The following is a 24,198-nucleotide window of genomic DNA, read 5'->3' on the forward strand; positions in this document are numbered from 1 at the left end:
ATTTACGCCAGCAGATGCTGGGCATGGAAGCGAAGATGATCTTCCACAAAACTGGCAATAAAGAAGTAGCTATGGTCATAACCCGGCTGAATACGCAGCGTCAGCGGGAAACCCACCTCGCGGGCGATCTCCTCTAACCGCTCTGGTTGCAGCTGATCGGCCAGGAACTGATCGCTGTCACCCTGATCGATCAGCATTGGCAACCGATGGGAGACTTCCGCCATCAGCTGGCAGCTGTCATATTCCCGCCACGCCGCACGATCGTCGCCCAGATAGGCCTGAAACGCTTTCTGGCCCCAAGGCACCTGCATTGGATTCACAATCGGTGCAAAGGCTGAAGCCGAGGCAAAGCGGTTACCCAGACGCAGCGCCAGCATCAGCGCGCCGTGTCCGCCCATAGAATGACCCATGATTGACTGGCGTTCACTGACCTTGAAGTTATCCGCAATCAGGGCAGGTAACTCGCTGCTCAGATAGTCGAACATGCGGAAATGACTCGCCCAGGGTTGCTGGGTGGCATTGAGATAAAATCCCGCACCCTGACCCAGATCGTATCCCTCATCGTTCGCCACGCCGTCACCGCGCGGGCTGGTGTCCGGCATAATCAGCACCAGACCCAGTTCCGCCGCAACGCGCTGCGCGCCCGCTTTGGTGGTGAAATTCTCGTCGTTACAGGTCAGGCCGGCTAAAAACCAGACCACCGGCGGCGGTGCATCACCGTGCGGGGTGGGCAGATAGATGCTAAAGGTCATCGGGCAGTTCAGCACGGCTGACTGATGACGCCAGCGCTGCTGCCAGCCGCCAAAAATACGGTGTTCTTCCAGTAGCTCCAGAGTGGATGCCATAACGCCTCCTGATTACTTGTTAAAGTGCACGACCGAGCGAATCGATTTTCCTTCGTGCATCAAATCAAAGGCGTCGTTGATCTCTTCCAGCGGCATGGTGTGAGTGATGAAGTCGTTAAGGGCAAATTTACCGTCGAGGTAATCCTGCACAATGCCTGGCAGCTGTGAACGGCCTTTTACGCCACCAAACGCGGAACCGCGCCAGACGCGACCAGTAACCAGCTGGAACGGACGGGTAGAGATCTCTTCACCGGCACCGGCAACACCGATAATCACAGACTCGCCCCAGCCTTTGTGGCAGCACTCCAGTGCGGAACGCATTACGTTGACGTTACCGATACACTCAAACGAGAAGTCCACGCCGCCGTCGGTCAGCTCGACAATCACATCCTGAATCGGTTTGTCGTAATCTTTCGGGTTAATCAGATCGGTGGCACCCAGTTTACGTGCCAGATCGAATTTGCTGGTGTTGAGGTCGATGGCAATGATACGGCCTGCTTTCGCCATTTTCGCGCCAATCACCGCAGAAAGACCGATGCCGCCGAGACCGAAGATCGCCACGGTGTCGCCTTCTTTCACTTTGGCGGTGTTCATTACCGCGCCCATGCCGGTCGTGACGCCACAGCCCAGCAGACAAACCTCTTCCAGCGGTGCTTCTTTACTGATTTTTGCCAGTGAGATCTCCGGGATGACGGTGTATTCAGAGAAGGTCGAGGTGCCCATGTAATGGAAAATCGGTTTGCCATCTTTGAAGAAGCGGGTGGTGCCGTCCGGCATCAGGCCCTTACCCTGGGTGGCGCGAATCGCCTGGCAGAGGTTAGTTTTGCCCGACAGACAGTACTTACATTTGCCGCACTCCGGGGTGTAAAGCGGGATGACATGGTCTCCCACTTCCACGCTGGTTACTCCTTCGCCCACCGCTTCCACGATGCCGCCGCCTTCATGGCCAAGGATCGCCGGGAAAACACCTTCCGGGTCAGTGCCGGAGAGCGTGTAGGCGTCGGTATGACAGACACCGGTCGCGACAATACGCACCAGCACTTCACCTTTTTGCGGTGGCATTAAATCCACTTCTTCGATTTTCAGTGGTTCGCCAGCAGCCCAGGCAACCGCGGCACGGGTTTTGATCATGTTCATGCAATCCCTCTTCCAGTCAGATTGTGACGCGTAATAGCGCCTTTTTTCGTGAGTTAAACATAGCGTGGAACGCTTATTCCGTCGCCTGCAATGGGTGGATCAGCTCATCGTTGAGCGGACGATCGTCAAACTGTTCAATAATCAGGTATTTCAGCGCTTCGACATTCGGGGTAAAGGCGTCACGCCGCCACATCAGCCAGGTGGCGGTGTCGCGATAAGCTGCGGGCAGGGTATGCGCCTGCACCCGCGACCGATCCGCCATCTGCTTCAGCACCGAAGCCGGAATCATCGCGACCCCTGCACCGCCCGCTACGCAGGCCAGCATGGCGTGATAGGACTGAATCTCCATCACACTGTTGGGTGCGGTCTGGCTGTCGCGATACCAGCTCTCCAGCTTCACCCGGTAAGAGCAGCTGTTGCGGAACGCAAACAGAGTATCGTCCTGCACGTCGCGCGCCGTGGTGATTGGCCCATGATCCAGCCCGGTGATCAGCACCATCTCCTCGCGAAAAGCGATGCAGCCATTCAGGTCATCATGAGAAACCGGGCCATCCACCAGCGCAGCGGCCAGGGTGCCTTCACGGACCCGATCAATAATTTCGCCTGAGGTGCCGGTAATCAGCGACAGCGCCACTTTAGGAAAGCGCTGATGATAGGCGGCGAGCAGGCCAGGCAGACGGGTCGCTGCGGTGCTCTCCATGGAGCCCAGTGCAAAGTTTCCCGCCGGTTCGCCGGTTCGGGTCATGCTCATCGCTTCTTCACTTAACGCCAGAATGCGTTGCGCATAATTCAGGAAATTATGGCCCATCGGCGACAGGCGAATGCGCTGCTTCTCACGAATAAAGAGATCAACACCTAATTCCTCTTCCAGCTGACGCAGCCGCGTGGTGAGATTAGAGGGGACGCGATGCAGATGTTCTGCTGCGCGCGCCAGTGAACCCGTTTCGGCGACGGAACAGAACATACGCAGCTGAACTAAATCCATATCTTCTCTTCCTGTAAGCAAGTTGGTTAATATTATTCACTTTCCGTGAGTTTAGTCATCCTGCATGCTATTAGCAAGTCAGAAGAGATCTCAGGGCAGAACAACAGGAGTTCAGCAATGGCGTTACGCGTCGCGCTCAGTGCATTTTTAACTTTATTTGTGGCGATGGGCATAGGGCGATTTGCCTTTACGCCGCAGGTGCCACTGATGATTCAGGCTCACCAGCTGACGCTTACCAGTGCCAGCCTGGTCGCAGCCCTCAACTATTTAGGCTACCTGTGTGGCTCCTTTGATGCGATGCGGGCGCATCAAAGGGTCGAACTGCGGCTGCAGGCGGGTGTATGGGGAGCGGTAATCCTGACGCTGCTCTCGGCACTGGCAACCGGCCCGTGGCTGCATGGCGCTATTCGTTTTCTGATTGGCTGGGCCAGCGGCTGGGCGATGGTGCTGGTGGCGGCCTGGAGCAACGAACAGCTGCATCGGCATGGGCGGGCAGGGTTGTCGGCGGCGGTGTTCGCCGGGCCGGGTTGCGGCATTTTTGTCAGTGGTTTACTGGGGGTAGCGCTGCACACATTCCAGGTCTCCGCCGGTCTTGCCTGGGCTGCTTACGGGGCGCTGGCGCTGCTGCTGATTGCGTTAATCACCCGTAATTTACCGCGTCGCGGCGAACTGCATCGTCCGGATCAGGCACCCGAGCCGCTGGTGCTGAACCGCAATCTTAAACGGCTGGTGCTGAGTTACAGTCTGGCAGGGTTTGGCTACATCCTGCCCGCGACTTTTCTGTCGCAGATGGCCGCCACACGTTTTCCTGACGGCATCTTCGCGCAGTTTGTCTGGCCGATATTTGGCGGGGCGGCAATGATCGGCATCCTGCTGGGTATTCTGACGCGGCGCTGGGGGCACAGCCATGTCCGCCTGGCGCTGGTGCTCTGGGCACAGGCGCTGGGTGTGTTTGCTGCGGCGCTGCTGCCCGGCTTTAGTGGCCTGCTGGCCGGTGCGTTGCTGGTCGGAGGCGGCTTCCTGAGTGTGGTGCAGTTGTCTATGCTCTGCGCCCGCGAACTGGCGCCCAACCATCTGCGATTCATGGCTGGCCTGCTGACGACCGGCTATGCGATTGGACAACTTGTCGGCCCGCTGCTCTCTTTTCTCTCAACGGCCTTGTTACATCGGCTTGAGCCTGCGCTCTGGGTGGCAGGGGTGAGTCTGGTCTGGGCAGGCCTGCTGGTCTGGCGAAGAATTGAGTGAAAAGCTTTCATCACCAATCTGATTGATTGCTGGATTCCCCGCAAAGAAAGTTTCACAATACGCGCCTGATTACAGGGCCCGCAGGCAAAGGCTTGCGGGCGCAACACCAGCCGGAGAAGAGTAGATGAGCACCTTAAGTCAGGAAGCTGCCCTGGTTCACGAAGCGCTGCTGGCGCGTGGACTGGAAACGCCGTTACGTGCACCGACGCGCGACATTGATGACGAAACGCGTAAGAGCCTGATTGCCGGGCACATGACCGAGATTATGCAGCTGCTGAATCTGGATCTTGAAGATGACAGCCTGATGGAAACGCCACATCGCATCGCCAAAATGTATGTGGATGAAATCTTTTCCGGCCTCGACTACGCAAACTTCCCGAAAATCACCGTCATTGAGAACAAAATGAAGGTCGATGAGATGGTGACCGTGCGTGATATCACCCTGACCAGCACCTGTGAACACCACTTTGTGATCATCGATGGCAAGGCTACCGTCGCCTATATTCCCAAAGAAAAGGTGATTGGCCTGTCGAAAATTAACCGCATCGTGCAGTTCTTTGCTCAGCGTCCGCAGGTGCAGGAGCGGCTGACGCAGCAGGTTCTGGTTGCATTGCAGACGCTGTTGGGCACTAACAATGTGGCTGTTTCTATTGATGCGGTGCACTACTGTGTCAAAGCGCGTGGCGTAAAAGATGCCACCAGCGCCACTACCACGACGTCGCTGGGTGGCCTGTTCAAGTCAAGTCAGAACACCCGTCAGGAATTTTTGCGCGCGGTGCGCCATAGTTGAGTTTATGGCGGGCGCATAACGTTGCCCGCCTCAATGTGCAGGTGCCGCATGCAACGCTATCACGCGCTGGATTTCATTCGTGGATGTGCCATTCTCGGCATTCTGCTGCTCAATATTGTCGGCTTCGGTCTGCCTTCAGCCGCCTACCTTAATCCAGCCTGGCAGGGTAGCGTCACGCTTTCCGATGCCTGGACATGGGCACTCTCTGACGTTTTTGCTCAGCTCAAATTCCTCACGCTGTTTGCGCTGCTGTTTGGCGCGGGTCTGCAAATGCAGCTGCCGCGCGGCAGTCGCTGGCTCACAGCCCGGCTTTCCCTTCTGGTCCTGATCGGTTTTGTACACGGGGTTTTTCTCTGGGAAGGTGACATCCTGCTGGACTACGGCATTATCGGGCTGGTGGTGTGGCGGGTGCTGCGTGATGTTCCCTCCACCCGCAGCCTGATGAATACCGGCATTCTGCTCTACCTGGTCGGCTGCGGGGTGCTGCTGGTGTTTGGGTCGATCTCCTCTCCTGAGCCGACTAATTCCTGGCTGCCGGGTGCAGCAGAACTGCAATATGAACAGTTCTGGAAACTTGCTGGCGGCTGGGACGCGATACAGAACCGGCTGGACCATCTTTCGTCAGGGCTGATGGCGCTTGCAGCGCAGTATGGCTGGCAGCTGGCAGGTCTGATGATGATCGGTGGCGCACTGCTGCGCAGCGGCTGGCTGATTGGCGAATTCCCTGCACGGCATTATCGTCAGGCGGCGGCGCTGCTGTTAATCATTGGGTTCTCCATTGCGGTGGCCGGTGTGGCAGCGCAATGGCTGTTACATTGGGAGTTTCGCTGGACCGCATTTTACCTGCAAGCGCCGCGCGACCTTGCCAGCCCGCTAATTAGTCTGGGCTACACCGCACTCTGCCTGGCTTACTGGCCGCAGATCGCGCGCTGGCGCATCAGCTATGCCATCCAGTGCGTGGGCCGGATGGCGCTGACCAACTACCTGCTTCAGACCGTGATCTGCACTACATTGTTCTATCGCTTTGGCTTCTATATGCACTTCACCCGGCTGGAGCTGGTGCTGATGGTGCCTGCGGTGTGGCTCATCAATATTCTGTTTTCTCTCATCTGGTTACATTTCTTCGCACAGGGTCCGCTGGAATGGCTGTGGCGGCGGTTTACGCTGCTCTCAGCCGGTAAATCACGCATCACTGACAACGCAGGATAATGACCGCCATCACAAAGGTTGCAGAATTGTATGTAACCGTTTTCATTGATGTGACGCAATTCACGCTGCTCGCCTCCCGCCCCTGACAAAATAGCGCCGGTGTTCAACCCGGCGTGATGCCTAATTTTCCTTTCTGGAACTGCTGCATGATAACTATTCGTGATGTTGCCCGTCAGGCTGGCGTGTCAGTGGCGACCGTGTCGCGCGTCCTTAATCAGAGCAACGCCGTGACCTCAGATACCCGTGACACCGTGTTACAGGCGGTTGAAGCGCTGGGCTATCGCCCTAACGCCAACGCCCAGGCGCTAGCGACGCAGGTCAGCGACACGATTGGGGTGGTGGTGATGGATGTCTCCGATCCCTTCTTCGGGGCGCTGGTTAAAGCAGTCGATACCGTAGCGCAGCGCGTGCACAAACATGTGTTAATCAGCAACTCCTGGCATCAGGAAGAGAAAGAGCGTCATGCCATTGAAGTGCTGATCCGTCAGCGCTGCAGCGCGCTGGTGGTGCATGCAAAAACACTGCCGGATGCGGAACTGGCGGACTTTATGCAGCACGTACCCGGCATGGTAGTCATTAACCGTATCGTTCCCGGTTTTGAACACCGCAGCGTCAGTCTGGATAACGTCACTGGCGCATTGATGGCTTCAAGAACCCTGTTACAACAGGGACATAGCCGCATCGGCTATCTCTGCTCCAGTCATCCGATCGAAGATGTGGCCCAGCGTCGTGAAGGATGGATGCAGGCAATGGCAGAGCAGGGCATTCGGCCCCAGGAGAGCTGGATAGCCAGTGCAGAGCCCGACATGCAGGGCGGTGAAGCAGCGATGGTGGAGTTGCTGGGGCGCAATCTCAACCTTACGGCGGTGTTTGCCTATAACGACGGCATGGCTGCTGGCGCGCTCACTGCGTTGAAAGACAACGGCATTCAGGTTCCACAGCATTTTTCTGTCATTGGCTTCGATGATATTCCCATTTCCCGTTACACCGACCCACAGTTAACGACTGTTCGCTATCCCATTGTATCTATGGCGAAAATCGCCACAGAACTGGCATTGCAGGGCGCAGCAGGCCTGCTTGATGACACCGCAACACATATCTTTATGCCGACGCTGGTGCGGCGTCATTCGGTGGCGCAGCGGCAAAATGTGGAGTCCGTCACTAATTCAGGCGATTCAGGCATGTAACCGTTTTCAATCTGTGATTACATTCACAGTTAATTAACATTGCTCTCACTATGATGGCAGCGTCTTACCGGACTGAAACATTATGTAACGCCAGTGTAACGGCATCAGTTGTGGTCTCAGTAGCCGGTTATAGGGTTCACCCCCTCTTCATGGAAGCATTCAGGCACAAGGATGTCAGGTTTTAGACGGTATTCAACGGCTCACCATCCCCATTACGTTAGCCGACGTGCCGATCTGTTTTACCGATTGCTCTCCCGCATGTTGCGCGGTAGCGCTAAAAAGACCCTGCATAATAAAACCGGAGATACCATGAATAAGAAGGTTTTCACGCTTACAGCACTGGTTGCCAGCATGATGTTTGGTGCAACCGCTCACGCAGCTGACACCCGTATCGGCGTGACCATTTACAAATACGATGACAACTTCATGTCAATGGTGCGTAAAGACATCGAGAAAGAAGCGAAAGCGATCGGTGGCGTACAGTTGCTGATGAATGACTCACAGAACGACCAGTCCAAACAGAACGATCAGGTTGACGTGCTGATGGCAAAAGGCGTGAAAGCGCTGGCGATTAACCTGGTTGACCCGGCTGCCGCTGCGGTGATCGTAGACAAAGCGCGTGCTAACGATGTGCCGGTTGTCTTCTTCAACAAAGAACCGAACGCCAAAGTGCTGGCGGGTTATGACAAAGCCTACTACGTCGGTACCGACTCTAAAGAGTCCGGCATCATTCAGGGTCAGCTGATCGAGAAACACTGGAAAGCGACACCAGCCTGGGATTTGAACAAAGATGGCACCATTCAGTTCGTGCTGCTGAAAGGCGAGCCGGGTCATCCTGATGCAGAAGCCCGTACCAAATATGTGATCGACACCCTGAACAAAGATGGTCTGAAAACCCAGCAGTTAGCAATGGATACGGCCATGTGGGATACCGCTCAGGCTAAAGATAAGATGGATGCATGGTTGTCAGGCCCGAACGCCAAAAAAATCGAAGTGGTGATTGCCAACAACGATGCGATGGCAATGGGTGCGGTTGAAGCGCTGAAAGCGCACAACATGACGTCAATCCCTGTGTTCGGCGTCGATGCCCTGCCAGAAGCGCTGGCGCTGGTTAAATCCGGTGCGCTGGCCGGTACCGTGCTGAACGATGCGGAAAACCAGGCGAAAGCGACGCTGGATATTGCCAATAACCTGGCGAACGGCAAAGCGGCAACTGACGGCACTAACTTCAAGATGGTTGATAAGATCGTCCGCGTTCCTTACGTGCCGGTTGATAAAGAAAATCTGTCTCAGTTCGTGAAATAAGATCGATTACGGGCGCGACCGCGGTCGCGCCTTTTTTATGTCACCACCGTTTTTTAGCCAGGTAAAATATGGCCAGTGATAACACGACCGCGCAGCGAGAATATTTGCTGGAAATGACGAATGTTTCAAAATCATTTCCCGGCGTTAAAGCGTTAGATAATGTTAATTTGAAAGTGCGGCCTCACTCTGTTCATGCATTAATGGGCGAGAACGGTGCCGGGAAATCCACATTATTAAAATGCCTGTTTGGTATCTATAAAAAAGATACCGGCAGTATCCTGTTTCAGGGTAACGAGATCGATTATAAAAGCTCCAAAGAGGCGCTGGAAAATGGCGTGTCGATGGTGCATCAGGAATTAAACCTGGTACTGCAACGTACCGTGATGGACAACATGTGGCTTGGGCGCTATCCGCGCAAAGGCTTTTTTGTCGATCAGGATAAAATGTATCAGGATACAAAAGCGATTTTTGACGAGCTGGATATCGATATCGATCCGCGCGACAAAGTTGCCAATCTTTCTGTATCTCAGATGCAGATGATTGAAATTGCCAAAGCGTTCTCTTACGACGCGAAAATTGTGATTATGGATGAACCGACTTCCTCGCTGACTGAGAAAGAGGTTAATCACCTGTTCACGATTATTCGCAAACTGAAAGATCGCGGCTGCGGCATTGTTTATATTTCGCACAAGATGGAAGAGATTTTCCAGCTGTGCGATGAGATCACCATTCTGCGTGATGGTCAGTGGATTACCTCTCAGCCGCTGGAAGGGCTGGATATGGATAAGATCATCGCTATGATGGTCGGCCGTTCACTGAACCAGCGTTTCCCTGACCGTACCAACGTGCCAGGCGAGACCATTCTTGAGGTGCGCAATCTGACGTCGCTGCGTCAGCCATCGATTCGTGACATCTCATTTGATCTGCGTAAAGGGGAGATACTCGGCATTGCCGGGCTGGTTGGCGCCAAACGTACCGATATCGTCGAAACGCTGTTTGGCATTCGCGAAAAATCGGGTGGCACCATTAAACTGCATGGTAAACCGATTAATAATCACAGTGCCAACGAAGCCATTAACCACGGTTTCGCGCTGGTGACGGAAGAGCGTCGCTCAACCGGTATTTATGCTTATCTGGATATTGGTTTTAACTCGCTTATTTCCAATATTAAAAAATATAAAAACAGTATGGGGCTGCTGGATAATAAACGCATGAAGAGTGATACCCAGTGGGTGATCGATTCTATGCGCGTTAAGACACCAGGCCATCATACTCAAATTGGTTCGCTTTCGGGCGGTAACCAGCAAAAAGTGATTATTGGCCGCTGGTTATTGACCCAGCCTGAAATCCTGATGCTTGATGAACCAACTCGCGGTATTGATGTTGGTGCAAAATTCGAAATTTACCAGTTGATTGCTGAGCTGGCGAAGAAAGAAAAGGGCATCATTATTATCTCTTCTGAAATGCCGGAGCTGTTAGGCATTACCGATCGTATTCTGGTAATGAGTAATGGACTGGTAGCAGGCATAGTTGATACCAAAACGACCACGCAGAACGAAATATTGCGTTTAGCGTCATTACACCTTTAATGAAGCAAGGGCTGTTAACATGAAAGCGACCACAAAAAAGAATGCGCTAACCTGGTTAAAAGAGGGCGGCATTTACGTCGTTCTGCTGGTATTGCTGGCTATTATTATCTTCCAGGATCCATCGTTCTTAAGTTTAATGAACCTGAGTAATATTCTGACCCAATCTTCAGTGCGCATTATTATTGCACTGGGTGTGGCGGGTCTGATTGTGACCCAGGGTACTGACCTGTCAGCCGGACGTCAGGTTGGTCTGGCTGCGGTTGTCGCCGCGACGTTGCTGCAGGCGATGGATAACGCGAACAAAGTCTTCCCGACGCTGGATACCGTGCCGATTCCACTGGTTATTCTGACCGTGTGCATCATCGGCGGTGTGATTGGTCTGGTCAACGGTGTGATTATTGCTTACCTGAAGGTAACGCCATTTATCACCACGCTGGGCACCATGATTATCGTTTACGGTATCAACTCACTCTATTATGACTTTGTTGGCGCATCACCGATTGCCGGTTTTGACGCAGGCTTCTCGAAATTCACCCAGGGCTTCTTGCGCTTTGGTGATTTCAAACTGTCGTTCATCACGTTCTACGCTGTGATTGCCATTATTTTCGTCTGGGTGCTGTGGAACAAAACCCGCTTCGGCAAAAACATTTTTGCTATCGGCGGTAACCCGGAAGCGGCGAAAGTGTCAGGCGTGAACGTCCCGATGAACCTGATCATGATCTATGCCCTGTCAGGTGTATTCTACGCCTTCGGCGGGATGCTGGAAGCGGGTCGTATCGGTTCTGCCACCAACAACCTCGGCTTTATGTATGAGCTGGATGCGATTGCGGCCTGTGTGGTCGGCGGCGTCTCCTTCGCCGGTGGTGTGGGTAGCGTAGCGGGCGTCGTGACCGGTGTACTGATCTTCACCGTTATCAACTACGGTCTGACCTATATCGGCGTCAACCCTTACTGGCAGTACATCATTAAAGGCGGCATCATTATCTTCGCCGTTGCGCTGGATTCACTGAAATACTCTCGTAAGAAGTAAGTCTGATTCAACGCTAAGAAAGCGACCTTCGGGTCGCTTTTTTTATGGGCAGATGTTGTGAGGAATTGCTATGAGATCGAGTCAGCGAAGGGAACAGGGTCAGATCGGAAAGACGCAAAACCTGTCATCCATGACACGCTCGGCTCGTGTTATTCCTCTGCAGAACGCTTTTTATGAGGGAGAGTGTTGGAGGCATTGCTGTGAGATCGAGTCAGCGAAGGGAACAGGGTCAGATCGGAAAGTCGCAAAGGCCGTCATCCATGACACGCTCGGCCCGCGCCATTCATGGCGCGGGACGCTTTCCTCTTCTGACCCTGTTCCCTGCGCGTTGAGCTTAGTCGTTGCTGTCAGAATTCCCTGAACCTTGTACCTTGCTGCCAGACCGCAGCAAACTGCTAACAATGCGATTTCAGCAAAGCTAAAAGAAGCCGCTGAGCGCCAGCTATTTCCGCAGTTTTTGTTCCAGCTCCAGCAACTGCTCCGGCGTCACCGCAGGGTAACTCTGCGCATCTTCAGGGACATCGCGTACGGCGGGAATAGGTACCAGCGGACCTAAGAAGCGAGGTTCACGCTTGAGCAGAAAGAGGTCCGCCAGCGCGCCCAGTCGGGCACCGACTTCACGGAAGCGCACGCTGAGCATGTTTTTCGGTGAGGGCACCGCATAGCACTGCGCCTGAATACCCAGCTGTAAGGCGATAAACAGCGCACGCTCACAGTGAAAACGCTGCGTGATAATAATGAAATCGTTGGTATCAAACACTTTACGTGTGCGAACGATGGAGTCCAGCGTACGGAACCCGGCATAATCGAGCACGATATCAGCCGGATCGACACCAGCTTTGATGAGGTCGCGTCGCATGGTCATCGGCTCATTATAACTTTGCAGCGCGTTATCACCACTCAGCAGCAGGTAATTGACCTTGCCGCTGTTGTAGGCGTTCAGCGCGCCCTGAATGCGATAGAGGTAATACTGATTGATGACGCCGGTACGATAATATTTAGCCGTACCCAGCACCACGCCAACCTGACGATGGGGTAAAGAGGCGACATTTTCGTAGATAAAAGGCGCAGTTTTCCAGCTGATCCAACGATCAAGGCAGAGCGCCGTTGCCATCATCAGTAAGATGATGAAAAGCAGACCAATGGAAACGCGTTTCAGCATGCGCCTGGAGACTCGATGTCAGAATGTTGAGATGGGACAAGGCTACTTGAGCTGTCGCAGTGAAGCAAGTTACTGCCGGCTGGCTGTGCTATTTTTGAACACTGCCGGATCGCCTGCGATCCGGCAGTCTGAAGGTTAAATCGAGGTACGACGATAATGACGATACTGCGGCAGCCAGAAGTTGTTGGCGATAGCCTGTGACAACACATCCTCTGAGGTCACTACGGCGACACCCGCCAGCTGAGCCGCTTTACCCACTTCCATCGCAATGATTTTCGACACACCCTGAATATCTTTAATCTCAGGCAGCACCGGGCCTTCGCCTTCATTCACCAGCGGTGAACAGTCGGCGAGCGCACGGCTGGCGGTCATCAGCATGGTATCGGTAACGCGGCTGGCGCCTGACGCAATCACACCCAGCCCAATACCGGGGAAGATATAGGAGTTGTTGCACTGCGCAATCGGATAGGTTTTACCATTCCAGCTCACCGGTGAGAACGGGCTGCCCGTGGCGACCAGCGCGGCACCGTCAGTCCAGGCAATGATATCCGCAGGTGTGGCTTCCACGCGTGATGTCGGGTTCGACAACGGCATCACGATAGGGCGCTTACAGTGCTTGTGCATCTCGCGAATGATCTCTTCGGTGAACAGACCCGGCTGGCCGGAGACACCAATCAGAATATCGGGTTTCGCATTGCGTACGACATCCAGCAGCGAAATGGAATCATTGGTGATATCCCAGGTCTGCAGGTTTTCGCTTTTCTGCACCAGCTTGCTCTGGAAGTCGAGCAGGTTGGGGAGCTTATCAGTCAACAGACCAAAGCGATCCACCATCATTACCCGGCCACGCGCTTCATCATCACTCAGACCTTCTGATTTCATCTGCGCAATGATCTGTTCAGCGATTCCGCAACCCGCAGAACCGGCACCCAGGAACACCACTTTCTGCTCGCACAGGCGGCTACCGGCTGCGCGGCTGGCCGCAATCAGCGTGCCAACGGTCACGGCGGCGGTGCCCTGAATATCGTCGTTAAAGCAGCAGACTTCATCGCGATAGCGGTTCAGCAGTGGCATGGCATTCTTCTGGGCGAAATCTTCAAACTGCAACAGCACTTTCGGCCAGCGGCGCTTAACGGCCTGAATAAACTCATTCACGAACGTATCATACTCTTCGCCAGTGATACGCGGATGACGCCAGCCCATGTAGAGCGGATCGTTCAGCAACTGCTGATTGTTGGTGCCGACATCCAGCACAACCGGCAGCGTGTACGCCGGGCTGATGCCGCCACAGGCGGTATAGAGCGAAAGCTTACCAATCGGGATACCCATGCCACCGATGCCCTGATCGCCGAGGCCCAGAATACGTTCGCCATCAGTCACCACAATCACCTTCACATTCTGCTTGGTGGCGTTTTGCAGCATATCTTCGATGCGATCGCGGTTTGGGTAGGAGATGAACACGCCACGCGCACGGCGGTAGATTTCAGAGAAGTGTTCACACGCTGCGCCAACGGTCGGGGTGTAGATAATCGGCATCATCTCTTCGAGATGGTTATCCAGCAGGCGGTAAAACAGCGTTTCGTTGGTGTCCTGGATGTTGCGCAGGTAGACATGCTTATCGTTATTGTTTTTGAAGTCCTGGAACTGACGCCAGGCACGCTGCGCCTGCTCTTCAATCGATTCTACGGCTTCTGGCAGCAGACCATTGAGGTTGAATTCGTTACGTTCTTCGATACTGAAGGCGCTGCCTTTGTTTAACAGGGGAAATTCCAGCAAAATCGGGCCAGCATAAGGGATATACAGCGGGCGTTTACTTTCGTAGTCGAGTTCCATGCAGTGATGCTCCGGTTGCAGTGTTGTCTGGCGTCACGCCGGAAAGGTAGCGCCAGTTTTCTTACCCGTTATAGCTCAGACTGCAGGCCCGGCAGCGGCAGGGTAACCGCTCCAGAAAGATTCACGACCGCGGTGCCATCCTGCAACCTGAATTATTCAGAGTAATTTGTGATCACGTGAATTCTGGCGCCAGATCCTATGAAATTTCCCGCAGAAGTACAGCGTTTGTTCATAAAAGCTCACAAAACTGTGGCCTCTCTGACAGCGGGTTATGCTTTGTACAGCGTCACCTGCAGCAGCTCACCGCAACCAAATGTCTCAAGTGTTGCCTGTGTGGCGGCGAACTGGCTTAACGTGGCATTTTCTACTTCAGCTAAAACCGCTTTTTTTATCTGATGAACATCGCCGCCCTGCATGTTCAGCAAGACCAGCGCCGCCTGAAGTGGCGGGAAGCTTGGGTTGAACGCGGCATTTTCCGCATAGCGACCCGCGACAATCGCGCCATCCTGGGTCAGCAGGGCAACACCAGCGTGTGACTGACTGTAAGGCGCATGGCTGGCATTGGCGGCGGCCACGGCGGCCTGTACCAGTTCATCGCCCACGGCCACGTAACCATGATCAACCTCGTCCATCAGGAAGGTTGTGATGTCGAGATCGCGTGGGCCAAAGGCATCGGGCAGATAGTCGGCCAGGGTGCTGATCGCGCGCTTTGGCAGGCTGATACGAATGCTGGTGCCGCTGTTCAGCTCGTTCATAAACTGACGGCAGTGCCCGCACGGCGTGTAGTTAACGGTTATCGTCTCAAGCTGGCGCTCGCCACGCAGCCACGCATGGGTAATGGCGCTCTGCTCGGCGTGAACCGTCTGCTGCATCGCCGTGCCGACAAATTCCATGTTGGCCCCGAAGTACCAGTTGCCGCTGACGCCACGGGCAATCGCCCCGACGTTAAAATGCGACACGGTAGCCACGGCGCAGGACGCCGCCAGAGGCAGCAGCGCCAGCGCCAGTGCATCGGCATCCATCTGGGTCTGTTGTTGCAGCGAGGCGACCTGGTCGGCGCTGAGCACGGCGTTGAAGTCAGCCTCGTTCAGCAGGGGAGCCAGTGCAGTTTGCAGCGTTGACGGCAATGCCTCAAAAGCGGAGAGGAAACGGGATTGCATGTGAGCCTCATTAAATTCAGCAGGGCGATGTGCCAGTCACCGGTTTATATGTGATCCACATCGCTCTGACAATGTAACCTGTGTTGCATGTTTCAACTTTGCGAGATCTATCGCAAAGTTTCAGCCAAACCAGTGCAGCAGGAGCGGAAAAATAAAGGGCGCCAGCAGTGAGGTGATGATGCCGCAGATCACCAGCGCCAGTGAACTGAAGGCGCCCTCCTGATAGTCGAGCTCGGCCGCGCGTGCTGTGCCCAGGGCATGTGACGCATTGCCAATTGCCAGTCCGCGCGCGGCTTTAGACTTCACGCCCAGCAGATTCAGTACCGTGTGCCCGAACACCGCACCCAGCACCCCGGCAATAAGTACACAAATAGCGCTGATAGCGGGGATACCATGCAGCGAGCCGGAGACAGCCATCGCGATGGGTGTGGTCACGGATTTGGGCATGATCGTGGCGGCAATTTCGGGCGTGGCACCCATCCACAGAGCAATAGCAGTACCTGAACTCATGGCGGTCACACTGCCAATAAAGCAGACGCCGATAATGGACTTCCAGCGGGCACGAATCTGGTGCATCTGCTCATACAGCGGCAATGCCAGCGCAACCACGGCCGGTTGCAACAGCTGATTGAGAATCTCACTGCCTGCGAAATAGCGCGAGTAGGGCAGCTGTAACAGCAGCAGTATCGGGATAATGATCGCCATCGCCACCAGCAGCGGATTGAGCAGCGAAATCTTCAGTTTTATCGCCAGCTTGCGTGCCAGAAAAAAGGCAGCCAGCGTCAATGGCAGCGACCACCATATCTCACTCATCAGCAGACTCCCCGGCCGGACGGCGGCTGTGAAGCTTGTGGGCACTTACGCCAACAATGGAGAGGACCAGCAGGGTGCTGACGACGCAGGAGACAACGATAGGGCCGAACTGCGCGGTAAGAATATCGGTGTAGCTCATTACCCCGACGCTAATCGGCACAAACAGCAGCGCCATATAGCGAATCAGCAGATGGCATCCCGGCTTCACCCAGCTCACTGGCAGAATCTGTGACGCAAGCAGGGCAAACAGAATTAACATCCCCAGAATGCTGCCGGGCATTTTGATAGGCAGCAGCGAGGCGATACCGATACCGGCGTATAAGCAGAGATAAATGATGATAAAAGCGCGAAGATAACGTCCGCAGACAGACAGCACGGTGAGCATGGCAGGCTCCTGTTTTCACTGAGCTTCATCATACGCATTAACCGCTTAGCGTGCTAGCGATCACACTTATGGGTACAGGGCAGTGCCGGGTGAAGCGTGCCGGGAAAGAAAAGGAGAGGTTGGGTAGTCGTGGGAACAGAGAAGAGAAAACCCTTCGCGCCAGAGCTAAGGCACGAAGGGTTTCAGAACGGCAGTGTGCTTTGCAGCTTAAACCGCAGAGGGCAGACCTTTACTTAACCGGCATGCCCGGTACAGCACCGCTATCAACGGACAACACGAACAGATCTTTCCCGCCCGGACCCGCTGACAGCACCATACCTTCGGAGATGCCGAAGCGCATTTTACGCGGCGCCAGGTTGGCCACGATGATGGTCATTTTACCGACCAGCACAGAGGGATCAGGATAAGCGGCGCGGATGCCCGAGAAAATCTGACGCTTTTCACCGCCCAGGTCGAGTTGCAGACGCAGCAGCTTGTCTGAACCTTCAACCCGTTCCGCCTGCTCGATTAGCGCAACGCGCATATCCACTTTGGCGAAATCGTCGATGGTGATGGTGTCACCAATCGGCGCATCTGCCAGCGGACCGGTTGCGGCTGGTGCACTTGCTGCGGCAGCATCCTCTTTTGAGGCGTCAATCAGTCCCTCAACCTTCGCCATTTCAATGCGGCTGTAGAGTGCTTTGAATGGCGCAACCTGATGATCCAGCAGCGGCTGCGCAATGGCATCCCAGCTCAATTCACAGTTCAGGAAGCCCTCTGCACGGGCGCTCAGTGACGGCAGCACCGGCTTCAGCCAGGTCATAAGAATGCGGAACAGGTTAATGCCCATTGAGCAGATGGCCTGCAGATCGGCATCACGGCCTTCCTGCTTCGCGACCACCCACGGAGCCTGCTCATCGACATAACGGTTCGCCAGGTCGGCCAGCGCCATAATTTCACGGATAGCACGGCTGTATTCGCGCGCAGCCCAGGCATCACCAATCTTCTCTGACGCATCAACGAAGGTCTGATAGAGCGCCGGATCGGCCAGTTCTGCCGCCAGTTTGCCGTCAAAGCGTTTGGTAATGAAGCCTGCGTTACGTGACGCCAGGTTAACCACTTTGTTGACGATGTCGGCATTTACGCGCTGGACGAAATCTTCCAGATTCAGGTCGATGTCGTCGATACGTGAAGAGAGTTTCGCCGCGTAGTAGTAACGCAGGCTGTCGGCATCCAGATGTTGCAGCCAGGTGCTGGCTTTGATAAAGGTGCCGCGCGACTTCGACATCTTGGCACCGTTAACGGTGACATAGCCGTGTACAAACAGATTGTTCGGCTTGCGGAAGTTGCTGCCTTCCAGCATCGCTGGCCAGAACAGGCTATGGAAATAGACGATATCTTTACCGATGAAATGATACAGCTCGGTGGTGGAGTCTTTACGCCAGAATTCGTCGAAGTCGATGTCGCCGCGCTTGTCGCACAGGTTCTTGAACGAGCCCATGTAGCCGATAGGCGCATCCAGCCAGACGTAGAAGTATTTGCCTGGCGCATCCGGAATTTCAAAGCCGAAGTAAGGCGCATCGCGTGAGATATCCCACTGCTGCAGGCCTGACTCAAACCACTCCTGCATTTTGTTCGCCACCTGATCCTGCAGCGCACCGGAGCGGGTCCACGCCTGCAGCATGGCGCTGAAGGACGGCAGATCAAAGAAGAAGTGCTCAGAGTCGCGCAGAACTGGCGTCGCACCAGAAACCACAGACTTCGGATCGATCAGCTCGGTCGGGCTGTAGGTCGCGCTGCAGACTTCACAGTTGTCGCCGTATTGATCAGGTGACTTACATTTCGGGCAGGTGCCTTTCACAAAACGGTCCGGCAGGAACATCCCTTTTTCCGGATCGTAAAGCTGGGAAATGGTGCGGTTTTTAATAAAACCGTTCTCTTTCAGGCGGCCGTAAATCAGCGCAGACAGCTCGCGGTTTTCATCGCCGTGAGTGGAGTGATAATTGTCATAGCTGACGTTGAAACCGGCAAAGTCGGCTTCATGCTCGCTTTTCATTTCTGCAATCATCTGCTCCGGCGCAATGCCCAGCTGCTGAGCTTTCAGCATGATAGGCGTGCCGTGCGCATCATCGGCGCAAATGAAATAAACCTGATTGCCACGCATTCGTTGGTAACGCACCCAAATATCTGCCTGGATATGCTCGAGCATGTGGCCGAGATGGATTGATCCGTTCGCGTAAGGCAGTGCGCACGTTACCAGAATTTTTTTAGCGACTTGAGTCATAGTTTGCGTAGCTTTCTGTTGATTGAAAAAACGGGCTTAGATGGTAACTGATGGCTTCTCCTGCGTAAACATAAGGGATTCACCCCGCCAGTCGCCGCAGATCCACGAGCATCTGATATCATTGACAATACATCGCTGAAACACAGCGTAAGCACAGCAGAAATAAGGAGCAGGGGATGACAGTACAATCCCGGGAACCGCATACGCCAGAGGGCCTGCGCGCCATCGTAGCGGGCGTATTGAGAAGCTTTGAGCATCCGACCCTTAAACAGAATCTCACCTCGCTGAAAGCGCTGCACCACGTGGCGCAGCTGGATGGAACGCTGCATGTTGAACTGCTGATGCCGTTTGCGTGGGCCAGCGGGTTCGATGCCCTGAAAGAGCAGGTCAGCGCCGACCTGCTGCGTCAGACCGGCGCACGCGCCATCGACTGGCGGCTCAGCCACGATATCGCCACCCTGAAGCGGGTGAAAAACCAGCCGGGCGTTAACGGGGTTAAAAACATTATTGCGGTCAGCTCCGGCAAAGGCGGCGTGGGTAAATCCAGCACCGCCGTAAATATGGCACTGGCGCTGGCAGCTGAGGGCGCGCGCGTCGGCATTCTTGACGCGGATATCTACGGCCCGTCTGTGCCGAGCATGCTTGGGACTCAGGACCAGCGGCCAACCTCGCCGGATGGGACCCATATGGCGCCGATCATGGCACATGGGCTGGCCACCAACTCCATTGGTTATCTGGTCACGGATGACAATGCGATGGTGTGGCGCGGACCCATGGCCAGTAAAGCGCTTATGCAGTTGCTGAATGAGACTCTGTGGCCTGAGCTGGATTATCTGGTGCTGGATATGCCGCCCGGCACGGGCGACATTCAGCTGACGCTGGCGCAGAACGTGCCGGTAACCGGTGCGCTGGTGGTCACGACGCCGCAGGATATCGCCCTGATTGATGCCCGCAAAGGACTGGTCATGTTTGAAAAGGTCAATGTGCCGGTGCTGGGCGTGGTAGAGAATATGAGCCTGCATGTCTGCAGCCAGTGTGGCTTCCACGAGCCGATTTTCGGCACCGGCGGCGCGCAGAAACTGGTGGAAGATTACCAGACGCAACTGCTGGCCCAGTTGCCACTGCACATTGATCTGCGCGAGGATCTTGATGAAGGTGAACCGACAGTGATTCGCCGGCCCGATAGCGAGTTTACCACGCTGTATCGCCAGTTGGCCGGACGCGTCGCGGCCCAGCTTTACTGGCAGGGCGAGGTCATCCCTGGCGATATCGCCTTCCGCGCGCTTTAAGCCCGGCCCGACCCGCTGGCGTATTGTGAGGCCAGCGGGTAGTGCATCAGCACATAACCGCCGTGCTCGCCTTCGCCCTGTGAAATCATCTTCCAGCCATGCTTCAGATAAAATGCCTGCGCCGCTTTGTTCTTCTGCAGGCACTTAAGCGCGCCGGTTGAGGTAAAACGCGCCTCTACCGCCTCCAGCAACGCGCTGCCCACGCCGCGCCCCTGCCAGTCTGGATCGACATAGAGACTGTGCAGGAAGTTGTCGTTCTCCAGCAGACCTGCAAAGCCGACCCGATGGCCATCAGCCTCCGCAACCAGGACGGTCTCCCCCAGAATAACGCCATCAAAATCTTCCAGTTGCCACTCGCTGCCCTCCAGCCAGCGCCAGTTATGTCGTCGCGCTGCCAGAAACAGCGTACGCAGGAAAGGACGGTCGGCTTCAGTAAACGGACGAATCTCCACGGGTCAGCTCCTTATCATCTGGTCTTACAAAACTAGCAGTGATTAGCGGAGACGTGCCTAAAAGATCGCGTAAAAGATAAAGCGGGTTAAATGTCACGTAAATCGCTGTACACTGCCTGCCGGGCCAGAGAGCATCAGGCTCTCAGCGTTTGATAGCTTTCGTTTATCAGATTGATAACGTCCGCATATTAGATGTTGGCCCGAAAATTATGTAACCTGCATCACATATTTTAACGGAGGCCACCAGATGTCTATTATCAATACCAAAATTAAGCCGTTCAAAAACGCAGCATTCAAAAACGGCGAATTCATCGACGTAACCGAGAAAGACGTTGAAGGTAAATGGAGTGTGTTCTTCTTCTATCCAGCTGACTTCACCTTCGTCTGCCCGACCGAACTGGGCGACGTAGCTGACCATTACGAAGAGTTCCAGAAACTGGGCGTAGACATCTACTCCGTTTCTACCGACACCCACTTTACCCACAAAGCCTGGCACGGTTCTTCAGACACCATCGCGAAGATCAAATACACAATGATCGGTGACCCGACTGGCGCGCTGACCCGTAACTTCGAAATCATGCGTGAAGACGAAGGTCTGGCTGACCGTGGTACGTTCATCGTTGACCCGCAAGGCGTAATCCAGGCAATCGAAATCACCGCTGAAGGCATTGGCCGTGACGCCTCTGACCTGCTGCGTAAAGTGAAAGCGGCTCAGTACGTGGCTTCTCACCCAGGTGAAGTGTGCCCGGCTAAATGGAAAGAAGGTGATGCAACACTGGCTCCGTCTCTGGACCTGGTTGGCAAAATCTAATCCCGCTTTGCTCTTTCGATCATTCTCCAATCGGGTGCTGCGGCACCCGATTTTTTGACCAGGATATCACTATGCTCGACACAAATTTGAAAACCCAGCTCAAGGCCTACCTTGAGAAATTAACCAGACCTGTTGAGTTGATTGCCACCCTGGATGAGGGTGCAAAATCAACCGAGATCCGTGAACTGTTGGTTGATATCGCCGGCTTGTCTGACAAAGTCAGCTTCCGCGAAGAGAACGATCGTCAGGTGCGTAAGCCCTCATTTCTGATCACCAACCCAGGTTCGAACAGCGGCCCGCGTTTTGCCGGTTCACCTCTGGGTCACGAATTTACCTCACTGGTGCTGGCACTGTTACAGACCGGTGGGCATCCGTCTAAAGAAGCACAGAGCCTGCTGGACCAGATCGCCGCGCTGGACAGTGACTTCCATTTCGAAACCTATTATTCACTCTCATGCCATAACTGCCCGGACGTCGTCCAGGCGCTGAACCTGATGGCGGTGATTAACCCACGCATCAGCCATACCGCTATCGACGGTGGCCTGTTCCAGAACGAGATTCAGGAACGCAACGTGATGGGCGTGCCAGCGGTTTACCTGAATGGTAAGGAGTTTGGTCAGGGCCGCATGAGCCTGGCGGAAATCGTCAGCAAAGTAGATACCAACGCGGATAAACGTGCAGCGGAAGAGCTGAACAAGCGTGACGCCTATGAAGTCCTGATTATCGGCAGTGGCCCGGCGGGTGCAGCGGCAGCCATCTACTCAGCGCGTAAGGGTATCCGTACTGGCCTGATGGGCGAACGTTTTGGCGGCCAGGTACTGGATACGGTGGATATCGAAAACTACATCTCCGTACCGAAAACCGAAGGCGCGAAACTGGCAGGTTCACTGCGCGCACACGTTGATGATTACAATGTGGATGTCATTGAAAGCCAGAGCGCCATTAAATTGATCCCGGCGGCGAAAGAGGGCGGACTGCATGCCATCGAAACCGCCTCCGGCGCAGTATTGAAGTCACGCAGTATCATTCTGGCGACCGGCGCACGCTGGCGCAACATGGGTGTGCCGGGTGAAGAAGAGTATCGCACCAAAGGCGTCACCTACTGCCCACACTGCGATGGCCCGCTGTTTAAAGGCAAGCGTACGGCAGTGATCGGCGGCGGTAACTCCGGCGTTGAAGCAGCCATTGACCTGGCGGGTATCGTTGAACATGTTACGCTGCTGGAGTTTGCCGGTGAGATGCGTGCCGACCAGGTATTGCAGGATAAGCTGCGTAGCCTGAAGAACGTTGATGTCATCCTGAACGCGCAGACCACCGAAGTGAAAGGCGACGGCACTAAAGTGACCGGCCTGCACTATCTTGACCGTACGACGCAGACCACCCATGAGCTGCCGCTCTCTGGTATCTTCGTTCAGATCGGTCTGCTGCCAAATACCCCGTGGCTGGAAGGCGCGGTTGAGCGCAATAAAATGGGTGAGATCATCATTGATGGTAAATGCGAAACCAGCCTGAAAGGCGTGTTCGCGGCGGGCGACTGCACCACCGTGCCGTACAAGCAGATTATTATTGCCAGCGGCGAAGGCGCAAAAGCTTCACTGAGCGCTTTTGACTATCTGATTCGCACTAAATCAGCTTAATAACGTTTAGCCAGACAGACAATAGCCCTTCAGCATTCGTGCTGAGGGGCTTTTTTTAGTCTGTTAATAGCCCGCCAGCGTCATCAGCATCATCCATATCGGCGTCGTTACCGCGGCAAACACCGTAGAAAAGAGCATGCTGGCCGCCGCCGGGCCGGTAATGACATTAAACTTCTGCGACATCAGATAAACGTTTACTCCCACCGCCATTGATCCCAGCAGGACTACCACTTTACTCTCCAGCGGCGGCAGACCGGTCAGCCACGCGATAGCCCATACCGTCATCGGTTGCAGCACCAGCTTCAGCAGGCAAATGGTGTAGCTCTCTTTTAAGCCGTCCCGCACCCGATAGTGCGCCAGGCTCATGCCCAGCGTGACCAGCGACAGCGGCGCGGCCAGCGAGGCCAGCATCTTTAATGGTTCAGCGGCCAGCAGTGGCAACGGGCGTTGCAGAAAACTCCAGGCTGTGCCGCTGAGAATGCCAATGATGAGCGGATTCTTCAGCACACCGATCAATGTGCGCCAAAGGCCATTCAGCGAGAAGCTGCCCTGTTTCGCCCACTCGACTGAGACGGTCAGTAAAGTCCACAGGATCAGGCTGTTAAACACCAATACCAGTGCCACCGGTGGCAGCGCTTCTGGCCCGAGTAACACGGTGGCCACCGGGATCCCCAGCATCACGTTATTAGAGAAGATACCGCCCAGGGCAAAGACTGAAGCCGCCACGCCATCCAGATCGAACAGCCTTGTTGCCAGCAGTCGCCCCACGATAAACACCAGCAGGCAACTGCCGAAGAAGGCCAGTAACAGGCGCGCATCCACCGGCGGGCTTTGTGAGAAGGTACTCATTACCCGAAACAGCATGCAGGGCAGTGCAACGTTAAACACAAAGCGGTTCATCCCTTCGCTGATGCTGGCAGGCCATTTTCCGAGGCGTGTCAGGCAGTATCCCAGTAAGATCAGGATAAATAGCGGGGCAGAAAGATAAATTTGATGGCTTAAGCTTTCAAACAGCAGTGGCATAGAGGGCGTCTGATCAGGCGATGATTAGTTACCAGACTAACAAATTGC

At 54.8% G+C, this 24,198-nt stretch carries 21 protein-coding genes; 10 read left to right on the forward strand and 11 right to left on the reverse strand.

Annotated features, from left to right (window positions below):
- Positions 1 to 2: 2 nt before the first annotated feature.
- From fghA to IAI47_RS06710, 3 genes are all read right to left on the reverse strand, one after another.
- Entirely contained in the window at positions 3 to 845 is an 843-nt protein-coding gene (fghA, locus tag IAI47_RS06700; RefSeq protein ID WP_008926109.1) for an S-formylglutathione hydrolase, read from the reverse strand.
- 12 nt (positions 846 to 857) lie between these two features.
- Positions 858 to 1,982: an S-(hydroxymethyl)glutathione dehydrogenase/class III alcohol dehydrogenase gene (locus tag IAI47_RS06705; protein ID WP_003854127.1), complete on the reverse strand. Its 1,125-nt coding sequence runs from the start codon at positions 1,980 to 1,982 to the stop codon at positions 858 to 860.
- 73 nt (positions 1,983 to 2,055) lie between these two features.
- On the reverse strand, positions 2,056 to 2,967 hold the full coding sequence (locus IAI47_RS06710; RefSeq protein ID WP_003854125.1) for a LysR family transcriptional regulator: 912 nt from the start codon (positions 2,965 to 2,967) through the stop codon (positions 2,056 to 2,058).
- 117 nt (positions 2,968 to 3,084) lie between these two features.
- Here IAI47_RS06710 and IAI47_RS06715 point away from each other — a divergent pair, with 117 nt between their 5' ends.
- From IAI47_RS06715 to mglC, 7 genes are all read left to right on the forward strand, one after another.
- Positions 3,085 to 4,212, forward strand: coding sequence for a YbfB/YjiJ family MFS transporter (locus IAI47_RS06715; protein ID WP_008926108.1), 1,128 nt, complete (start codon positions 3,085 to 3,087; stop codon positions 4,210 to 4,212).
- Between the two features lie 124 nt (positions 4,213 to 4,336).
- Positions 4,337 to 5,002 carry a GTP cyclohydrolase I FolE gene (gene folE / locus IAI47_RS06720; RefSeq protein ID WP_008926107.1) on the forward strand — a complete coding sequence of 222 codons (666 nt, stop codon included), beginning with the start codon at positions 4,337 to 4,339 and terminating at the stop codon, positions 5,000 to 5,002.
- 48 nt (positions 5,003 to 5,050) lie between these two features.
- Positions 5,051 to 6,211, forward strand: coding sequence for a DUF418 domain-containing protein YeiB (gene yeiB, locus IAI47_RS06725; protein WP_008926106.1), 1,161 nt, complete (start codon positions 5,051 to 5,053; stop codon positions 6,209 to 6,211).
- Positions 6,212 to 6,357: 146 nt separating this feature from the next.
- Positions 6,358 to 7,398, forward strand: coding sequence for an HTH-type transcriptional regulator GalS (gene galS, locus IAI47_RS06730; protein ID WP_003854118.1), 1,041 nt, complete (start codon positions 6,358 to 6,360; stop codon positions 7,396 to 7,398).
- A 309-nt stretch (positions 7,399 to 7,707) separates the two neighbouring features.
- Entirely contained in the window at positions 7,708 to 8,703 is a 996-nt protein-coding gene (gene mglB, locus IAI47_RS06735; protein ID WP_003854116.1) for a galactose/glucose ABC transporter substrate-binding protein MglB, read from the forward strand.
- A gap of 68 nt (positions 8,704 to 8,771) precedes the next feature.
- The gene (gene mglA, locus IAI47_RS06740; protein ID WP_003854115.1) at positions 8,772 to 10,292 is read left to right on the forward strand and encodes a galactose/methyl galactoside ABC transporter ATP-binding protein MglA; all 1,521 of its coding nucleotides are present in this window, start codon (positions 8,772 to 8,774) and stop codon (positions 10,290 to 10,292) included.
- A 19-nt stretch (positions 10,293 to 10,311) separates the two neighbouring features.
- Positions 10,312 to 11,322: a galactose/methyl galactoside ABC transporter permease MglC gene (gene mglC / locus IAI47_RS06745; RefSeq protein WP_003854114.1), complete on the forward strand. Its 1,011-nt coding sequence runs from the start codon at positions 10,312 to 10,314 to the stop codon at positions 11,320 to 11,322.
- A gap of 442 nt (positions 11,323 to 11,764) precedes the next feature.
- Here mglC and sanA read toward each other — a convergent pair whose 3' ends face one another.
- The 6 genes from sanA to metG form a co-directional block, all read right to left on the reverse strand.
- Entirely contained in the window at positions 11,765 to 12,484 is a 720-nt protein-coding gene (gene sanA / locus IAI47_RS06750) for an outer membrane permeability protein SanA (RefSeq protein WP_008926105.1), read from the reverse strand.
- A gap of 135 nt (positions 12,485 to 12,619) precedes the next feature.
- Positions 12,620 to 14,317: an NAD-dependent malic enzyme gene (locus IAI47_RS06755; RefSeq protein WP_004571247.1), complete on the reverse strand. Its 1,698-nt coding sequence runs from the start codon at positions 14,315 to 14,317 to the stop codon at positions 12,620 to 12,622.
- A gap of 269 nt (positions 14,318 to 14,586) precedes the next feature.
- Positions 14,587 to 15,477 (reverse strand): cytidine deaminase, encoded by an 891-nt coding sequence (gene cdd / locus IAI47_RS06760; protein ID WP_004571248.1) that lies wholly within the window; start codon positions 15,475 to 15,477, stop codon positions 14,587 to 14,589.
- A 120-nt stretch (positions 15,478 to 15,597) separates the two neighbouring features.
- Positions 15,598 to 16,290 carry a CidB/LrgB family autolysis modulator gene (locus IAI47_RS06765; RefSeq protein ID WP_004571249.1) on the reverse strand — a complete coding sequence of 231 codons (693 nt, stop codon included), beginning with the start codon at positions 16,288 to 16,290 and terminating at the stop codon, positions 15,598 to 15,600.
- The gene (locus tag IAI47_RS06770) at positions 16,283 to 16,675 is read right to left on the reverse strand and encodes a CidA/LrgA family protein (RefSeq protein ID WP_004571250.1); all 393 of its coding nucleotides are present in this window, start codon (positions 16,673 to 16,675) and stop codon (positions 16,283 to 16,285) included. The genes IAI47_RS06765 and IAI47_RS06770 overlap by 8 nt, the downstream gene beginning before the upstream one ends.
- A 229-nt stretch (positions 16,676 to 16,904) precedes the next feature.
- On the reverse strand, positions 16,905 to 18,938 hold the full coding sequence (gene metG / locus IAI47_RS06775; RefSeq protein WP_008926104.1) for a methionine--tRNA ligase: 2,034 nt from the start codon (positions 18,936 to 18,938) through the stop codon (positions 16,905 to 16,907).
- A 176-nt stretch (positions 18,939 to 19,114) separates the two neighbouring features.
- On the opposite strand from metG, the gene apbC reads away from it, so the two are divergent.
- A complete protein-coding gene (apbC, locus tag IAI47_RS06780; RefSeq protein ID WP_187961244.1) occupies positions 19,115 to 20,227 on the forward strand; it encodes an iron-sulfur cluster carrier protein ApbC in 1,113 nt (370 codons plus the stop codon).
- Here the strand turns inward: apbC and IAI47_RS06785 are convergent.
- Complete coding sequence (locus tag IAI47_RS06785) at positions 20,224 to 20,679, reverse strand: GNAT family N-acetyltransferase (protein WP_004571254.1); 456 nt, start codon at positions 20,677 to 20,679, stop codon at positions 20,224 to 20,226. The two genes, apbC and IAI47_RS06785, sit on opposite strands and share 4 nt — an antisense overlap.
- A 247-nt stretch (positions 20,680 to 20,926) precedes the next feature.
- Here IAI47_RS06785 and ahpC point away from each other — a divergent pair, with 247 nt between their 5' ends.
- Complete coding sequence (gene ahpC, locus IAI47_RS06790; protein WP_004571255.1) at positions 20,927 to 21,490, forward strand: alkyl hydroperoxide reductase subunit C; 564 nt, start codon at positions 20,927 to 20,929, stop codon at positions 21,488 to 21,490.
- Positions 21,491 to 21,561: 71 nt separating this feature from the next.
- On the forward strand, positions 21,562 to 23,127 hold the full coding sequence (ahpF, locus tag IAI47_RS06795; protein WP_004571256.1) for an alkyl hydroperoxide reductase subunit F: 1,566 nt from the start codon (positions 21,562 to 21,564) through the stop codon (positions 23,125 to 23,127).
- Between the two features lie 63 nt (positions 23,128 to 23,190).
- Here the strand turns inward: ahpF and IAI47_RS06800 are convergent, their stop codons facing one another.
- Positions 23,191 to 24,150 (reverse strand): AEC family transporter, encoded by a 960-nt coding sequence (locus IAI47_RS06800; RefSeq protein WP_004571257.1) that lies wholly within the window; start codon positions 24,148 to 24,150, stop codon positions 23,191 to 23,193.
- Positions 24,151 to 24,198: the final 48 nt, after the last annotated feature.

The sequence above is a fragment of the Pantoea sp. MT58 genome (genome assembly GCF_014495885.1).
In the GTDB taxonomy this organism is placed as follows: domain Bacteria; phylum Pseudomonadota; class Gammaproteobacteria; order Enterobacterales; family Enterobacteriaceae; genus Pantoea; species Pantoea eucalypti.

Excerpts from the sequence above, each read along its gene's own strand:
- IAI47_RS06710 (WP_003854125.1), bottom strand. The coding sequence starts at position 2,967 with ATGGATTTAGTTCAGCTGCGTATGTTCTGTTCCGTCGCCGAAACGGGT.
- sanA (WP_008926105.1), bottom strand. The coding sequence starts at position 12,484 with ATGCTGAAACGCGTTTCCATTGGTCTGCTTTTCATCATCTTACTGATG.
- ahpF (WP_004571256.1), top strand. The coding sequence starts at position 21,562 with ATGCTCGACACAAATTTGAAAACCCAGCTCAAGGCCTACCTTGAGAAA.
- IAI47_RS06755 (WP_004571247.1), bottom strand. The coding sequence starts at position 14,317 with ATGGAACTCGACTACGAAAGTAAACGCCCGCTGTATATCCCTTATGCT.
- mglA (WP_003854115.1), top strand. The coding sequence starts at position 8,772 with ATGGCCAGTGATAACACGACCGCGCAGCGAGAATATTTGCTGGAAATG.
- IAI47_RS06800 (WP_004571257.1), bottom strand. The coding sequence starts at position 24,150 with ATGCCACTGCTGTTTGAAAGCTTAAGCCATCAAATTTATCTTTCTGCC.
- ahpC (WP_004571255.1), top strand. The coding sequence starts at position 20,927 with ATGTCTATTATCAATACCAAAATTAAGCCGTTCAAAAACGCAGCATTC.
- IAI47_RS06770 (WP_004571250.1), bottom strand. The coding sequence starts at position 16,675 with ATGCTCACCGTGCTGTCTGTCTGCGGACGTTATCTTCGCGCTTTTATC.
- folE (WP_008926107.1), top strand. The coding sequence starts at position 4,337 with ATGAGCACCTTAAGTCAGGAAGCTGCCCTGGTTCACGAAGCGCTGCTG.
- mglC (WP_003854114.1), top strand. The coding sequence starts at position 10,312 with ATGAAAGCGACCACAAAAAAGAATGCGCTAACCTGGTTAAAAGAGGGC.
- apbC (WP_187961244.1), top strand. The coding sequence starts at position 19,115 with ATGACAGTACAATCCCGGGAACCGCATACGCCAGAGGGCCTGCGCGCC.
- yeiB (WP_008926106.1), top strand. The coding sequence starts at position 5,051 with ATGCAACGCTATCACGCGCTGGATTTCATTCGTGGATGTGCCATTCTC.
- IAI47_RS06765 (WP_004571249.1), bottom strand. The coding sequence starts at position 16,290 with ATGAGTGAGATATGGTGGTCGCTGCCATTGACGCTGGCTGCCTTTTTT.
- IAI47_RS06715 (WP_008926108.1), top strand. The coding sequence starts at position 3,085 with ATGGCGTTACGCGTCGCGCTCAGTGCATTTTTAACTTTATTTGTGGCG.
- cdd (WP_004571248.1), bottom strand. The coding sequence starts at position 15,477 with ATGCAATCCCGTTTCCTCTCCGCTTTTGAGGCATTGCCGTCAACGCTG.
- galS (WP_003854118.1), top strand. The coding sequence starts at position 6,358 with ATGATAACTATTCGTGATGTTGCCCGTCAGGCTGGCGTGTCAGTGGCG.
- mglB (WP_003854116.1), top strand. The coding sequence starts at position 7,708 with ATGAATAAGAAGGTTTTCACGCTTACAGCACTGGTTGCCAGCATGATG.
- IAI47_RS06705 (WP_003854127.1), bottom strand. The coding sequence starts at position 1,982 with ATGAACATGATCAAAACCCGTGCCGCGGTTGCCTGGGCTGCTGGCGAA.
- metG (WP_008926104.1), bottom strand. The coding sequence starts at position 18,938 with ATGACTCAAGTCGCTAAAAAAATTCTGGTAACGTGCGCACTGCCTTAC.
- fghA (WP_008926109.1), bottom strand. The coding sequence starts at position 845 with ATGGCATCCACTCTGGAGCTACTGGAAGAACACCGTATTTTTGGCGGC.